Origin of the sequence: Sorangium sp. So ce693, from assembly GCF_051521375.1 — a bacterium.
GTDB lineage: Bacteria > Myxococcota_A > Polyangia > Polyangiales > Polyangiaceae > Sorangium > Sorangium atrum.
The window spans coordinates 8,881,555-8,896,397 of record NZ_CP150347.1; the positions used below are offsets into that span (position 1 = coordinate 8,881,555).

A 14,843-nucleotide genomic window follows, 5' to 3' on the forward strand; every position below is an offset into this window, starting at 1 on the left:
AGTTGATGTTCGAATTTTTTGAATTGTTTGGGATTGTCGCTGCCGCCCTGGTGCTCCACGTCTGGCGGCTCTGGCGGCTCTAGCCCCTCTGGCCCCTCTAGCCCCCTCTAGCCCCCTCTAGGCGCCGCAGCGCGGCTTGCTGGCACGCACCGTGCACCGCGCTCCGACGGGACGGGGCCTCGCCGGCAGCGACGGAGCAGCCTTGTGACCGGTTGTCATCGCCATGGCGCAAATCGCTCGCGGTGCGAGCCGGAGCCGGGGGCGGCGCGGCGTCGGTCCTGTCCATCTGGCAAGGGGCGTTGCCCGTTTCCCGTCGCCCGGCGGCCCAGCGAGGCGCGGAGGGGCACGCTCGCCGAGGCAGCCGCTGCCCCGGGCGGGCCCGTGTCGTTCACGGCGCATCAGCCATCATCCGACAGTCAGCAGCGGCCTGCCCCCGGGTCGCAGAACATTCTTTGAATCACGCAATCCGCTCTCCCTGGAAAGCGACACCCGATCAACGGCTTACCCACCCATCGAAGGGGCCTCCTTCTACATGCTCCACGGCCTGCGGGCGCTCGTCCACGTCGGCCCGGCTTCGCCCCCGGCGGGGCGATGCTGCAGAGCCAACTGCGGCGCGGCGCCGGCGCACACCGCCCCGGCCACGTCAGAGAGGTTGTCCCCCGATCTGAGCTGCTCACGGAGGATCGGAACACCGGTCTCGGGGAACAGCGACAGGCGTTGAGGGGACAGACGACTCAGGATCCTTCACAAGAAATCGTCCGATGGCCCATCGTCCCTGCTGGACGGACGGCGGCGGCGCTGTCCGTGGAGATGGGGGCGACGCTCCGCACTTCCGCGCCGATCGGCCTCGGCGGCGAGCCCTGGCGCTCGTCGTGGACTTTCACGGTCGAGGGCGCCGATACTCGAGGTGATGCAACCAGGGGAAGTGCTCGGAGACCGCTTCGAGATCGTGAGCCAGGCGTGCGTCGGCGGCATGGGGGCGGTCTTCCAGGCGATCGATCGGCGCTCGGGCGAGCTCGTGGCCATCAAAGTGTGCCTCGACGAACAGAGGGCCGGCGACGAATCGCGCCTCTCTCGCGAGTCCAGGGTGCTCGCAGAGCTGTCGTGCCCAGGTATCGTGCGCTACGTCGCGCACGGGCTCGGCGCATCGGGCGCGCCGTGGCTCGCCATGGAGTGGCTCGATGGCGAGGATCTCGAGCAGCGGCTCCAGCGCCAGGTGCTCACCGTGGACGAGGCGATCGCGCTCGCGGTGGGCGCCGCCGCCGCGCTCGCGGCGGTCCACGCGCGCGGCATCGTCCACCGCGATCTCAAGCCGAGCAACCTGTTCCTGGTGAACGGCGACGCCGCGCGCGTGAAGCTGCTCGACTTCGGCATCGCCGGGCTCCCCGAGGCCACGCGGCTCACGCGGACAGGCGCCTTCGTCGGGACCCCCGCGTACATGGCGCCAGAGCAGGCCCGGAGCGGGCAGGACGTCGACACGCGCGCCGACGTCTTCGCGCTCGGCTGCGTGCTGTTCGAGTGCCTCACGGGCCAGCCGGCCTTCTGCGGCGCTCACCTGATGGCGGTCCTCGCGAAGATCCTCCTCGACGAGGTGCCGCGGGTGAGCTCCCTCTGCCCCGACGTCCCCCCCGCCCTCGACGCGCTCTGCGCCCGGATGCTCGCCAAGGACCCGGACGATCGCCCCCGCGACGGCGCGGAGATCGCGGCGGCGCTCGAGGCCATGGGCGTCTCGCCGCTGTCGAGCGCGCCGTCGACGCCGCGCTCGAACCCGACCCGCCAGTCCTCGCTGACCCGCAAGGAGCGGCGGGTGCTCTCGGTGGTGATGATGGGGCCGGCGCCGCGGGTCGCCGCCTGCCCGGCGAGGGCCGACTCGGAGACCCTGGTCGCTGTCGTGTCGCCGGAGCTGCGCCGGGAGATCGAGGCGCTCGGCGCGTGCCTGGAGCTCCTGGCGGACGGGTCGATCCTGGTGATCCTCCTGGGAGCAGGCGTGGCGACGGATCAGGCCACGCAGGCAGCTCGCTGCGCGCTCCTGCTCCGCGCCGCCAGCGGGGACCGTCCGGTGGTCCTCACGACCGGCCGCGTGGAGGTCACGTGCGGCCGGCCCGTCGGCGACGTGATCGACCGCGCTGTCCGGATGCTGGCGCAGCCCGCGGCGGCGCTCCCGGGCGCGCCGGCGGCTGGCCGCGGGGCGCCCATCGCGCCCATCGCCATCGACGAGGTGACCGCCGCGCTGCTCGACGCCCGCTTCGAGGTCGTCGAGACGGAGGCGGGCCTGTGGCTCCGAGGCGAGGAGCCGCTCGCCCGCGGCGCGCGCATGCTGCTCGGCAGGCCCACGGCCTGCGTCGGGCGCGACTGGGAGATGGCCACCCTCGAGGCCCTCCTCGCCGGGAGCATCGAGGAGTCGCGGGCGCGCGCCGTGCTCGTCACCGCGCCGGCGGGGATAGGCAAGTCGCGCCTCGCCTACGAGATCATCCGCCGCGTCCGGCAGCGCGACGAGCCCGTCGCGGTCTGGATCGGCCGCGGCGACCCGCTCCGCAAGGGCGCCCCGTTCGGGATGCTGCGGCAGGCCCTCCAGGGCGCGTGCGGGATCCGCGACCGAGAGCCGATCGAGGCGCGCCGGGAGAAGCTGCTCGCGCGGGTGACCGAGCGCGTCCGCGCGGCCGACGCGCAGCGCGTGGCGGAGTTCCTCGGCGAGCTCCTGGGCACGCCGTTCCCCGACGAGGACAGCGCGCCGCTCCGCGCCGCCCGCAAGGACGCCCCGCTGATGGGCGATCAGATGCGCAGGGCCTGGCTCGATTTCGCCTCCGCCGCGTGCGCCGCGCAGCCGCTCCTCCTCGTGCTGGAGGACCTGCACTGGGGCGACCTGCCGACGGTCCAGTTCATCAACGACGCGCTGCGCCGGCTCGTGGACCAGCCCCTCCTGGTGCTCGCCCTGGCGCGCCCCGAGGTGTACACGCTGTTCCCCGGGCTCTGGGCCCACAGGGATCTCCAGGAGCTGCGGCTCAAGGAGCTGAGCCCCCGGGCGGGCGCGCGGCTCGTGCGGCAGGTCCTCGGCGATGGGGTGAGCGCCGAGACCGTGACGCAGCTCGTGGCGCAGGCCGACGGCAACGCGTTTTACCTGGAGGAGCTCATCCGGGCGACCTCCGAGGGGAGCCAGGGCGCGCTTCCGGAGACCGTGCTGGCGATGGTGCAATCCCGGCTGGAGCGCCTCGACAGCGCGGCGCGGCAGGTGCTGCGCGCGGCGAGCATCTTCGGGCGGGTGTTCTGGCGCGGCGCGGTGGAGGCGCTGCTCGGAGGCCCCGGCGGCGTCTCCGGGCTCGCGGAGCACCTCGATCGCCTCGAGCGGCTGGAATGGATCGGTGCGCGCGACGAGGCGAGGTTCGAGGGGGAGCGGGAGCTCGTCTTCCGCCACGCGCTCGTGCGCGAGGCGGCTTACGGGATGCTCACCGACCAGGATCGCGCGCTCGGCCACCGGCTCGCCGGCGAGTGGCTCCAGCGCGCGGCCGAGCCCTCGGCCGCGGTGATCGCCGAGCACTTCGATCGGGGCGGCGAGCCGTTGCGCGCCGCCGCGTTCTACCATCAGGCCGCGGCGCAGGCGCTCGCCGCGAACGACCTCGTCGTGGTGCTCTCGTGGACCGGGCGCGCCATCGAGCTCGGGATCAGCGGCGAGGCGCGGGGCGAGGTCCTCCTGCACCGGGCCGAGGCGCACCACTGGCGCGGCGAGCTCGTCGAGGCCGCGCGCTGGGCGACCATGGCGGTGGAGGAGCTGCCCCGGCGCAGCGCGCCCTGGTACGCCGCCGTGCGCGAGGCCGCGATCGTGCTGGCCCGGCTGGGGCAGCACGATCGCCTCGCAAGCCTCAGCGGCGATCTCGCGGACGCCTGGACCGGAGAGGGCGCGACGGGCCCGCTCCTGGCGGCGTCCGCGGGGACGGCGCTCTACCTGACGATCAGCGGCCTCTACGCGCACGCCACGCCGCTCCAGGCGCTCATCGACGCCGCGGCCGAGCGCTTCTGCGACGATCCGGCCGTGAGCGGGCTCGTCCTCCGCGAGCGCGGCTGGCGCGAGCTGTACGCGGGCCGATACGGCTCGGGCCGGGCGCTGTTCGCGAGCTCGGTCGCCTCCCACGAGCGCGCGGGGAACCTGCGCCTGGCCTGCTTCTGCCGGCTCGATCTCGGCTTCCAGGAGCACCAGCTCGGCGCGTACGCCGAGGCGGAGGCCATCCTCCGCGCCGCGCTCGCGGACGCCGAGCGCATGGGCCTCGACGGCTGCATGGCGGTCGCGTGGAGCACCCTCGGCGCGCCCCTCTGCCGCCTGGGCGCGCTCGACGAGGCGCGCGAGGCCCTGAGGAAGGCCATCGCGTTCCTGGAGGCGCAGGGGGATCGCCGGCTCGCGGGCGCGTCGCGCACCTACCTCGCCGGGTGTCTGCTGCGCGCGGGCGATCTCGCCGGCGCCGAGGCCGAGGCCCGGGGCGCCGTGGCTCAGCTGGAGAGGATAGGTCCGCTCGTCGTGCTGGCGCGGGCGACGCTGGCGGCCGTCCTGCTCGCGCGCGGCGAGACCTCCGAGGCGCTCGCCGAGGCGCGCGCGGCGGTCGCGTTGCTCGATCGGCTGGGCATGGTCGAGGAGGGCGCGGCGTTCACCCGCCTTGTCCACGCCGAGGCGCTGTACGCGGCGGGCGACCTCCCGGCGGCGCGGACCGCCATCGCGCACGCCCGGACGAGGCTCCTCGACGTCGCCGCCCAGCTCGACGATGCCGCGCGGCGCGACCAGTTCCTCCAGCGCGTCGAGGAGAACGCACGCACGCTCGAGCTAGCGCGCGCGTGGGTCGACGAGGGGGGCGCCGCAGGACGACGAGGGCTCTAGCGCCGCCCCGCCCTGCGCCGCCAGGCTCGTCGGCCCGTCGAGCAGCGCGCCGACCGCCGCGAGCGCCGCGAGGAGGACGGCCGCCCCTGCCCACAGCGGGCCCGCGGCCATGTGCGGCGATGCGTAGAGGTACACGATCGCGCCGAGCAGCGCCGCGAGGAAGAGCGCCGCGGCGAGCGCGCGCGCCCGGCCGGGGCGCGCCACGTCGTGAAGGACGTAATCCGGGTCGGTGCGCAGCGGGCCCTCGTCGGGCGAAGTCGCCGTGGACCGCCACTCCGGCGGCCGGAACCAGACGAGCAGCTTGCCGGAGAGGCGCGGCTCCGCCGCCGCCATGCGCGCGAGCCTCCGCCACGGGTCGACGTTGGCGCGCAGCGCGCTGAAGCTGGCGAGCGGCTGGACCACGCCGTACCGCGGGGGCGCCCCCTCGGCGCAGAAGGTGCCGAACAGCCGATCCCAGACGATGAGCACGCCGCCGTGGTTCCTGTCGAGATACGCGGAGTCGACGCCGTGGTGCACGCGGTGATGAGATGGCGTGTTCAGCACCCACTCCAGCGGACCGAGGCGGCCGACGAGCTGCGTGTGAATCCAGAACTGATAGAGGATGTTCAGCGTATACGTCGTGACGACCATCGCCGGCGGGAAGCCGAGCACGGCGAGCGGCCAGAAGAATGGCCAGTAGAGGGCCCGCTGAAGCCAGCTCTGGCGCAGCGCGACCGAGAGGTTGTAGTCCTCGCTCTGGTGATGGACCGCGTGCGCGGCCCACATGAAGTTCACCCGATGGCTCGCGCGGTGCGCCCAGTAGTAGCAGAGGTCGACCGCGACGAAGCAGGCCGCCCAGCTCCACGACGCGCCCTCCGGCAGCCGCGCGAGCGCGGCGCGCTCGAACAGGAACAGATAGACGAGCACGCCGCCGCTCACGACGGAGACGATGACCTGCTGCCCGACCCCGCACGAGAGGTTGGCGAGCGCGTCGGAGAAGCGGTAGTCGGGGCGCCCGCGGCGGCGGCAGAGCCAGAGCTCGACGCCGATGAGCGCGAAGAAGGCCGGCACCGCGAACAGGATCAAGCTCGGCGACATCCCCCGTCCTCCACGGAGCCGCCGCCCGGCGGATCGGCTCACCCGCCCAGTCTAGCCTGGAATCCCCCCGGCGCGCCCGGAGACGCACCCTGCGAAAGGCGCCATACCGGCCGACCTGTTCCCTGTTGACGCTGAACCGTTTAAGTGGTCTGCCACGAGCCACGCCGGCGCGCGAGCGACCACCCGGAGCGGAGATTTGTATCGTCGCGGAATCCGCGGGAGCTCACCGGTGCCGCCGGCGATGCCGCCCCGCGACGGTGGCGCAGCAGCTCGGCAGATCCCTGCGAACCGGACGCGCGCTCCGGGCTGCAGGGCTCAGCGATCCGTGAGGAACGACACTCGAACCACATGAGGAACCGACCATGAAGAAGACCTTCTTGCTCGCTTTGGGTTTGCTCTCCCTCGCCGCATGCTCCTCCTCCGACCCGGCGGACCCCACGCCCTCCGGCGGCACGGGCGGGTCCGGCAGCACCGGCGGCGGCGGAAGCGGCGCCACCGGCGGGAGCGACGCCACAGGCGGCGGCGGAAGCGGCGCCACCGGCGGAAACGACGCCACAGGCGGCGGCGGGGACGGAACCGGCGGCGGCCAGGAGCTCGACTGCGCTCAGCAACCGGAAAAGTGCTACGTCCGCGCCGAAGGTAGTAAGCTGCGCCTCGACGGGAAACCGTACAGGTATATGGGCACGAACTTCTGGTCGGCTCCCTACATCAGCCGCGAGCGCCTGCGCACCGAGCTCGACATCCTCGAGGCCCACGGCGCCCTGAACCTCAGGATCATGGCGCTCAGCGAGGGCGACATCCCTGCGGCGCAGCAGAACGATCAGCAGTACGGCCCACAACGGATCTTTCCGGCATCATCCGACAAACCGTGCGCCGATGCACAGCTCGAGGCGTTCGCCGACAACCTGGTGACGGTGCTCGACGAGATGCACAGCCGCGGGATGAAGGCGGTGATGACGCTGAACGACTTCTGGCACTGGTCCGGCGGTATGCCCCAGTACATGAAGTGGGCTCACGAGCAGCCGACCCTCTCCTGCGGAGAGGACTTCAGCGCGTACCAGGTCGGCCTGACCCACCCCACGACGGGCGCTGCCCTGCTCGCGGCGGACCACCACGTGCCGTTCGCCGGCTCGATCCGGTTCCAGCAGGGCACAGGCCAGGACTGCCAGGCCGTGGCCATCGGCGAGTGGGCCATCCCTCACTCGGGCACGCTCGATCCGAACACGAACCCCTGGCCCGACCAGATGGATCTCTCGTCGCTGTTCTTCTGCAACAAGAAGGCTCAGGAGTTCTACTTCAGCCGGGCCAAGGTCCTGATCGAGAAGCTCAAGGACCATCCGGGGATCATGGCGTGGCAGCTCGGGAACGAGCCGCGATCGTTCAAGGGCTGGGGCCCGCTCTTCAAGCTCTGGGTCGAGAGGAACGCGAAGTTCATCAAGGACATCGACCCGAACCACCTCGTCTCCATCGGCTCGGAGGGCGACCTGTCCTATAACTGGGGCGACTACGCCAACAGCGATTACAAGGCGTTCCACGACGTGCCCGGCATCGATTACCTCACCTTCCACGTGTGGCCCGAGAACTGGGAGTGGTACGACCCGTCGCTGCCGATGGACAGCGCCGCCGACAAGGGGCTCCTGGCCGCCATCACCGAGAGCAACGGGTACATCGACGCGCAGCTCGCGCACGCGAGGGCGCTGAACAAGCCGATCGTCGTGGAGGAGTTCGGGCTCGCCCGGGACGACAAGTCCGAGCCGGTCTCGTCGACGGTCGCCAAGCGGAACGAGTATTACGCCTCGATGTTCGACGCCGTCGTCGAGAACCCGGAGCTCGCGGGCGTCAACTTCTGGGCCTGGGCCGGGACCGGGAGGCCGTCGGACGACGGCAACGACTACTGGCTCCTCGGCAACGACTACATCGGCGATCCGCCCCATGAGCTCCAGGGGTGGTACTCGGTGTACGATGACGACACGGAAACCCTGAATCTTATCATGAGCTACGCCGACCAGCTCAACTCGACGCAGTAGCGCCGGCGGCCATAACACAGACCCTATCCCATTCATCTCACGCGGAGGTCACCTTGATTCGTCGCTCCACCTTTCTCATGGCGTTGTTCTCCCTCGCGTTCTCGGCCGGCTGCTCGAAGCCGGAATCTGAAGGCGGCGCAAGCGCGAACAAGCCCGAGGCAACAGCAGCCGCCAAGGGCGCGGAGGCCAAGGGTCCGGAGAAGAAGAAGGAGAAGCTCACCATCGGCTTCTCCATGGATACCCTCAAGGAGGAGCGGTGGCAGCGCGACCGCGACCTGTTCAAGGCGAAGGCCGAGACGCTCGGCGCCCAGGTCCTCGTGCAGTCCGCGAACGGCGACGACGCCCTCCAGAACTCGCAGGCGGAGAACCTGCTCACGCAGGGCGTCGACGTGCTCGTGGTCGTGCCCCACAACGCCAAGACGACGGCCACCATCGTCGAGTCGGCGCACAAGCAGAACGTGCCCGTCATCGCGTACGACCGGCTGATCCTCGACTCCGACGTGGACCTCTACGTGTCCTTCGACAACGTCAAGGTCGGCGAGCTCCAGGCCGAGGCGCTCGTGAAGAAGTTCCCGAAGGGGAACTACATCCTCATCGGCGGCTCCCCGACCGACAACAACGCGAAGCTCTTCCGCGAAGGGCAGATGAACATCCTGAAGCCGCTCATCGACAAGGGCGACGTCAAGACGGTGGCGGACCAGTGGGCCAAGGACTGGCAGCCGGTCGAGGGGCTCAAGATCACCGAGAACGCCCTCACCAAGAACAACAACAACGTCACGGCGGTCGTGGCGTCGAACGACGGGCTCGCGGGCGCGGCGGTCCAGGCCCTCGGCGAGCAGAAGCTCGCCGGCAAGGTCGGCGTCTCGGGCCAGGACGCCGAGCTCGCCGCCTGCCAGCGGATCGCGGCAGGCACCCAGAGCATGACCGTCTACAAGCCGCTCAAGCTGCTCGCCGAGAAGGCCGCCGAGCTCGCCGTCAAGCTGGCGAAGAAGGAGCCCGTCGGCGAGAAGACGCAGACGGTCAACAACGGCAAGAAGGACGTCCAGAGCGTGCTCATCACGCCGGTCGCCGTGGACAAGGAAAACCTTGCCTCGACGGTGATCGCGGACGGCTTCCACAAGGTCGAGGACGTCTACAAGGACCTCCCCAAGGACCAGTGGCCGGCCAAGTAGGCCCCCGTCTGGACATCCGAGGCCTGGCGAGCGACCCCACCAGGGACATGTCGCTCGCCGGGCGGCTGCACCGCTCCCCACATCGACGATCGACACGGCACGGCGCACGCCTCGCGCGGTAACGCAGGTCCTGCGAGCCTGCGAGCCGGTCCGGCGCTGCCCGCGCCCACCTCCGCCGGCCCCGGTCGACGCCAGGCGCCGACCACGGCCCCCGCGCGGTAGGGCCCGGCGCATCAGCGAGGCGGCCTGCTTCTTGCCGCTCTCGCGGATCCGACGGCCACGTCGGGATCTCACCCCGCCCCCCTCGAGGAGACCATGCGCGCCCAGGCAGCCCTGTCCGAGCCCGATCTCTCGCGCCCGATACGCCAGCTCGTCGAGGCCGTCGTGCCGGGCGCGGAGGTCGTCGAGATCGCCACCCTGGGGCCGGATGCCGGCTCGAACCACGATCTGACCGAGAAGGCCGCCGGCTACGGCGTACCGCGCCGGATCACGGTGAAGAGGCCGGATGGCTCGACGCAGCGGCTGGTCCTGCACACGTCCACGGCGGATTCGTTCGGACACGACCGGCGGTCGGATCGGGCAGCGGAGGCGCTGCTCGCCTTCGACACCGCAGGATCGATCCCGGCGCACGTCGGCGTCGTCGACGTCGGCGCGCTGACCCACGACCATCGCCTCGTGTCGCTGCGCGACGCCGGCGAGTTCTATCTGCTGACCACCTACGCGGAGGGAGACGTCTACGCCGCGGATCTGCGCCGGATCGCGAAGGAGCGGCGCGCGGGCCCCGAGGATCTCGCGCGCTGCGAGGCGCTCGCCAGGTACCTCATCGCCCTCCACGGCGCGAAGGGCGCGCAGCCGGGCAGCTACCGCCGCGCGGTGCGCGATCTCGTGGGCCACGGTGAAGGCATCTTCGGCATCATCGACGGCTATCCGGACGAGGTGCCCGGCGCGCCGCCCGAGCGGCTCCAGGCGATCGAGCGGCGCTGCGTGGCGTGGCGATGGAAGCTCCGCGGCCGAGATCAGCGGCTGGCCCGCACGCACGGCGATTTCCACCCGTTCAACATCGTGTTCGACGAGGCGTCGCGGCTCACGCTGCTCGACACGAGCCGCGGGTCTCAGGGCGATCCCGCGGACGACGTCACATGCCTCGCCATCAACTACGTCTTCTTCGCGCTGGACGCGCCCGGCGCGTGGGAGGGCGGCTTCCGCGCGCTGTGGCGGCGGCTCTGGGAGGTCTACCTCGGCTGGAGCGGCGCCGCGGGGCTGCTCGACGTGGCGGCGCCGTTCCTCGCGTGGCGCGCGCTCGTGCTGGCCAACCCCGGGTGGTACCCCGCGGTCACGGCGCGCGCGAGGGATACGCTGCTCTCCTTCGTGGAGCGCGCCCTCGACGCCCCGCGCTTCGATCCGGACGACGCCGAGAGGCTCTTCGCGTGAGCGGCGGGGTCGTCTGGATCACGGGGCTCCCGTCGTCGGGCAAATCCACGCTGGCCGCGCGGGCGCACCGGGCGCTGCTCGGCGAGGGGCGGGCGAGCTGCGTCCTCGACGGGGACGAGGTGCGCGACGCCCTCGTCCCGCGGCCCGGCTACGACCCGCGCGCTCGCGACGATTTCTACGAGACGCTCGCGCGCCTCGCGGCGCTGCTCGCGCGCCAGGGGCCGATCGTGATCGTGGCGGCGACGGCGCACCGCCGCGCCTACCGGGAGCGCGCCCGCGCGCTCGCGCCGCGGCTCATCGAGGTCTACGTGGACGTCGCGGCGGCGACCTGCAGGGAGCGCGACCCGAAGGGGCTCTACCACGCGGCCGGCGCCGGGGAGCTCGGCGCGCTCCCGGGCGCGGGCGTCGACTACGAGGCGCCGCTCGCGCCGGAGCTCGTCGCGCGCGGCGGCGAGGACGAGGCGGCGCTCGCGGCGCTGATCGAGCGCGCGCGATCCTGGTCCGCCTCGGCGGGAGCGGGGCCGTGATAGACACGGTCGCCGTGCCCGCGCAGGAGACGCTCTTCGACGAGATCAAGCGGTACGTCCGCTTCAGCGAGCAGGACGAGCGCTGGCTCGCCGCGCTCCGCGCGCACGCGGAGCCGCACTTCCCCCGCATCGCCGACGAGTTCTACGATCGCATCCGCGAGCACGAGGGCGCGCACGACGTCTTCACCGGCGAGGAGCAGGTGGAGCGGCTCAAGCGATCGCTCGTCCGCTGGATGACGCGCATCTGCACGGGGCCCTACGACGGCGCGTACTTCGACGAGAGCGCGAAGATCGGGCGGATCCACGTCCGGGTGGGCCTCCCCCAGCGGTACATGTTCACGGCGATGACGCTCATCCGGCTCGCGTTCGACGAGATCGCCGAAAGCGCGCTCGGCGCGGAGGTGATCCCGGTCAGGGCGGCGGTGAGCAAGGTGCTGGATCTCGAGCTCGCCATCATGCTCGAGACGTACCGCGACGACTTCCTCGCGCGCGCGCAGCGCGCCGAGCGCCTGGACCGCGAGGAGGTCGGCCGCACGCTCGCGCGCACGGAGCACCGGTACAAGAGCGCGGTCGAGCTGGCCCGCGTCCTCGTGGTGGGCCTCGACGCGCACGCGATCGTGCGGCTCTTCAACCGGGAAGCCGAGCGGATCACGGGGCTCGGGCGCGAGGACATCCTCGGGATGCCGTTCGCCGAGGCGCTCCTCCCCGAGGAGATCCGCGCGGATCACGGCGCGCTCGTGGAGGACGTCGCCGCGGGCCGCCGCGCCAGCGTCGATCTGCTGGAGAGCATCGTCCGCACGCGCGCCGGCAAGATCCGCGAGGTGCGCTGGCAGCTCGCGTACGCCCCTTCCGCGGCCGACGACGAGGTGGTGCTGTTCGCGATCGGGCAGGACACGACCGACGAGAACGCGCTCGCCGCGCGCGTGCGCCAGAGCGAGAAGCTCGCCGCCGTGGGGACGCTCGCGGCCGGCCTCGCGCACGAGATCAGGAACCCGCTGAACGGCGCGCAGCTCCACGTGACCTTCCTCGAGCGGGGGCTCGCGCGCGCCGGCCTGAAAGATCCGGACACGCAGGAGGCGATCCACGTCGTCCGCGACGAGATCCGCCGCCTGTCCGCCCTCGTCAGCGAGTTCCTGGACTTCGCCCGGCCGCAGCCGCTGTACCTCCGGCCGACGCCCGTCGTCCCGCTCTGCGAGCGGGCGGCGCGCGTCGCGGCGTCGTCGGACGGCGCCGGCGCGCAGGCCGTCGTGAAGGTGGATCTGCCCTCGACCGACGTCGTGCTCGACCTCGATCCCGCGAAGATCGAGCAGGTCCTGCTGAACCTGCTCCGCAACGCGATCGAGGCGGCGGACGCGGCCGGAGGCGGCACGGTCACCCTCCGCGCGCGGCGGCAGCCGCGCCACGCCGTCCTCGAGGTGGAGGACGACGGCCCCGGGATCGCGAGCCCGGACGCGCCGATCTTCGATCCGTTCTTCTCGACGAAGCCGAACGGCACCGGGCTCGGGCTGGCGATCGCCCACCGCATCGTCACCGATCACGAGGGGACCATCGAGTTCCAGAGCCGCCCGGGGAAGACGCTGTTCCGCGTGACGCTGCCGCTGCGCCGCTCCGGCTGACCTCCGCCGCTCTGCTCGGCGCGCGCGGCCCGCCGCCCTCACGGGCTGGCACGCAACTTGGTAGAGATCCGGGCGTGGAACCGCGCAACACCGAACAGCCGCTGATCCTGCTCGTGGACGACGACGCTCGGAGCGCTCGCCTCCTCGAGCGTCTGCTCGAAGAGGACGGCTTCCGGGTGGAGCTGGCCACCGACGGCGCGCTCGCCATCGCGCGGCTGGCCCGCCATCCGATCCCGGACATCCTGGTGACCGATTTCCGGATGCCCCACGCCGACGGCATCGCGGTCGCGCGCTACGCGAGGTCGCTCCGGCCGGCGCTCCCGCTGTTCTTGCTCACCGGGTATCCTGAGCTCGTGGCGCGGCTCGGGCGAGGGCTCGAGCCCGCGGCGGTGGTGCACACCAAACCGGTCGACTACATGGCCCTGAGCGCCGAGCTCCGCGCCAGCGTCGACGCGGCGCTGACCGGCTCCGCGCAGCCGAGCTCCCCCTCCCCTTCCCCGGCCTGAACAGGGGGCGCGCCCGACGCTGCGAACGGCTTGCGTCCGCGTGCAACGGCTGCGGCCCGCGCCCGTGTACAGTGCTCGCGGCGCGCGTCGCCCCGCCCGCGGCGCGGCCCCTCCCGCCGGCGTCCTCGGGACGCGCGCGGCCGCGCCGCGGCCGAACGAGGGTCGCGGCGCCTCGCGGACACGGTATCTTCGGAAGGAACGATATGAACGCTGAGAAGAAGCAGAGCTCGAGGGTGCTCGTCGTGGACGACGAGGCGAGCGCGCGCTCGGGGCTGGAGAAGCTCTTGCGCCAGGAGGGTTATACCGTCGACGCGGCGGCGGACGGCGTCGAGGCGGTCGAGGTCGCGGCGGAGCGGCCGCCGGACGTCGTCATCACGGATCTGAAGATGCCGAGGATGGATGGGGTGGCGCTGCTCGGGAAGCTGCGCGAGCAGGATCCGGCGCTGCCGGTGATCGTCGTCACGGCGTTCGGGGACGTGACCTCGGCGGTGCTGGCGATGCGGGCGGGGGCCGAGGATTACCTGACGAAGCCGGTCGACTTCGACGCGCTCCTCCTCACGCTGGAGCGCGCCCTCGAGCGGAGCGCGCTCCGGGTCGAGGCGGAGAACCTCCGACGGCAGCTGCGAGAGCGCCAGGGCGAGGGCGTGGAGGGGCTCATCGGGACGAGCCCGGCGATGCAGAAGGTCTACCGGATGGCCCGGCAGGTGGCGGGCGCGCGGGCGACGGTGCTCATCACCGGCGAGAGCGGCACGGGCAAGGGCGAGCTCGCGCGCGCGATCCACGCGAAGGGCCCGCGCGCCAAAGGGCCCTTCGTGACCCTGCACTGCGCGGCGCTCGCGGAGTCCCTGCTCGAGAGCGAGCTGTTCGGCCACGAGCGCGGCGCGTTCACCGGCGCCGACAAGCGGCGCATCGGGCGCTTCGAGCAGGCGCACGGCGGGACGCTCTTCCTCGACGAGGTCGGCGAGATCGCCCCCTCGACGCAGGTGAAGCTGCTCCGCGTCCTCCAGGAGAGGACGTTCGAGCGCGTCGGCGGGAACGACTCCGTGACGGTCGACGTGCGGCTCATCGCGGCCACGAACCGCGATCTCGCGGCCGCGGTGCAGGAGGGCCGCTTCCGGGAGGACCTCTACTACCGGCTCAACGTCGTCCACATCGACATGCCGCCGCTGCGCATCCGCGACACCGACGTGCTGCTCCTGGCGAATCACTTCCTGCGCCGGTTCGCGTCGGAGAACCACCGCAAGATCGAGGGGTTCACCGACGAGGCCCGGGCGAAGCTCATCGCGCACCGGTGGCCGGGAAACGTGCGGGAGCTCGAGAACGCTATCGAGCGGGCGGTCGTCCTGTGCGACGACGCGCGCATCGACGCGGAGCACCTCCCCATCGACGCGGCGCCCGTCGCCAAGGGGGCCCTGCGGATCCCGGGCGCCACCATGGCGGAGATAGAGCGTTATGCCATCCTGTCGACGCTCGAGGCGACGAACGGCTCGACGACGCGCGCGGCCGAGCTCCTGGACATCAGCATTCGCACCATCCAGTACCGCCTGCACGAATACGGCCTGACGGCGAAGTCCAAGCGCCCGCCCGCGGCGGAGTAGAGCGGTCTCCGCCCACCTCTCCACCACG

Annotated in this window: 9 protein-coding genes; 8 read left to right on the forward strand and 1 reads right to left on the reverse strand. The window is 72.1% G+C overall.

Features of this window, described 5'->3' with window-relative positions; all coding sequences use genetic code 11:
* The first annotated feature begins 910 nt into the window (after positions 1–910).
* Entirely contained in the window at positions 911–4,861 is a 3,951-nt protein-coding gene (locus WMF14_RS33075) for a serine/threonine-protein kinase (RefSeq protein ID WP_437792740.1), read from the forward strand.
* Here the strand turns inward: WMF14_RS33075 and WMF14_RS33080 are convergent.
* Complete coding sequence (locus tag WMF14_RS33080) at positions 4,808–5,938, reverse strand: sterol desaturase family protein (protein ID WP_437792742.1); 1,131 nt, start codon at positions 5,936–5,938, stop codon at positions 4,808–4,810. The two genes, WMF14_RS33075 and WMF14_RS33080, sit on opposite strands and share 54 nt — an antisense overlap.
* 677 nt (positions 5,939–6,615) lie before the next feature.
* On the opposite strand from WMF14_RS33080, the gene WMF14_RS33085 reads away from it, so the two are divergent.
* The 7 genes from WMF14_RS33085 to WMF14_RS33115 all read left to right on the forward strand — a co-directional run bounded on the left by WMF14_RS33085 (position 6,616) and on the right by WMF14_RS33115 (position 14,815).
* Positions 6,616–7,965 carry a glycoside hydrolase 5 family protein gene (locus tag WMF14_RS33085; RefSeq protein ID WP_437323995.1) on the forward strand — a complete coding sequence of 450 codons (1,350 nt, stop codon included), beginning with the start codon at positions 6,616–6,618 and terminating at the stop codon, positions 7,963–7,965.
* Between the two features lie 77 nt (positions 7,966–8,042).
* On the forward strand, positions 8,043–9,137 hold the full coding sequence (xylF, locus tag WMF14_RS33090; RefSeq protein ID WP_437792744.1) for a D-xylose ABC transporter substrate-binding protein: 1,095 nt from the start codon (positions 8,043–8,045) through the stop codon (positions 9,135–9,137).
* Positions 9,138–9,452: 315 nt separating this feature from the next.
* Positions 9,453–10,568 (forward strand): phosphotransferase, encoded by a 1,116-nt coding sequence (locus WMF14_RS33095; RefSeq protein ID WP_437792746.1) that lies wholly within the window; start codon positions 9,453–9,455, stop codon positions 10,566–10,568.
* Positions 10,565–11,095 carry an adenylyl-sulfate kinase gene (locus WMF14_RS33100; RefSeq protein WP_437323999.1) on the forward strand — a complete coding sequence of 177 codons (531 nt, stop codon included), beginning with the start codon at positions 10,565–10,567 and terminating at the stop codon, positions 11,093–11,095. The genes WMF14_RS33095 and WMF14_RS33100 overlap by 4 nt, the downstream gene beginning before the upstream one ends.
* A complete protein-coding gene (locus tag WMF14_RS33105; RefSeq protein WP_437792748.1) occupies positions 11,092–12,711 on the forward strand; it encodes a protoglobin domain-containing protein in 1,620 nt (539 codons plus the stop codon). Before WMF14_RS33100 ends, WMF14_RS33105 begins: the two co-directional genes overlap by 4 nt.
* 74 nt (positions 12,712–12,785) lie before the next feature.
* Entirely contained in the window at positions 12,786–13,217 is a 432-nt protein-coding gene (locus tag WMF14_RS33110; RefSeq protein WP_437792750.1) for a response regulator, read from the forward strand.
* A gap of 203 nt (positions 13,218–13,420) precedes the next feature.
* Positions 13,421–14,815, forward strand: coding sequence for a sigma-54-dependent transcriptional regulator (locus WMF14_RS33115; protein ID WP_272094956.1), 1,395 nt, complete (start codon positions 13,421–13,423; stop codon positions 14,813–14,815).
* Positions 14,816–14,843 lie beyond the last annotated feature (28 nt).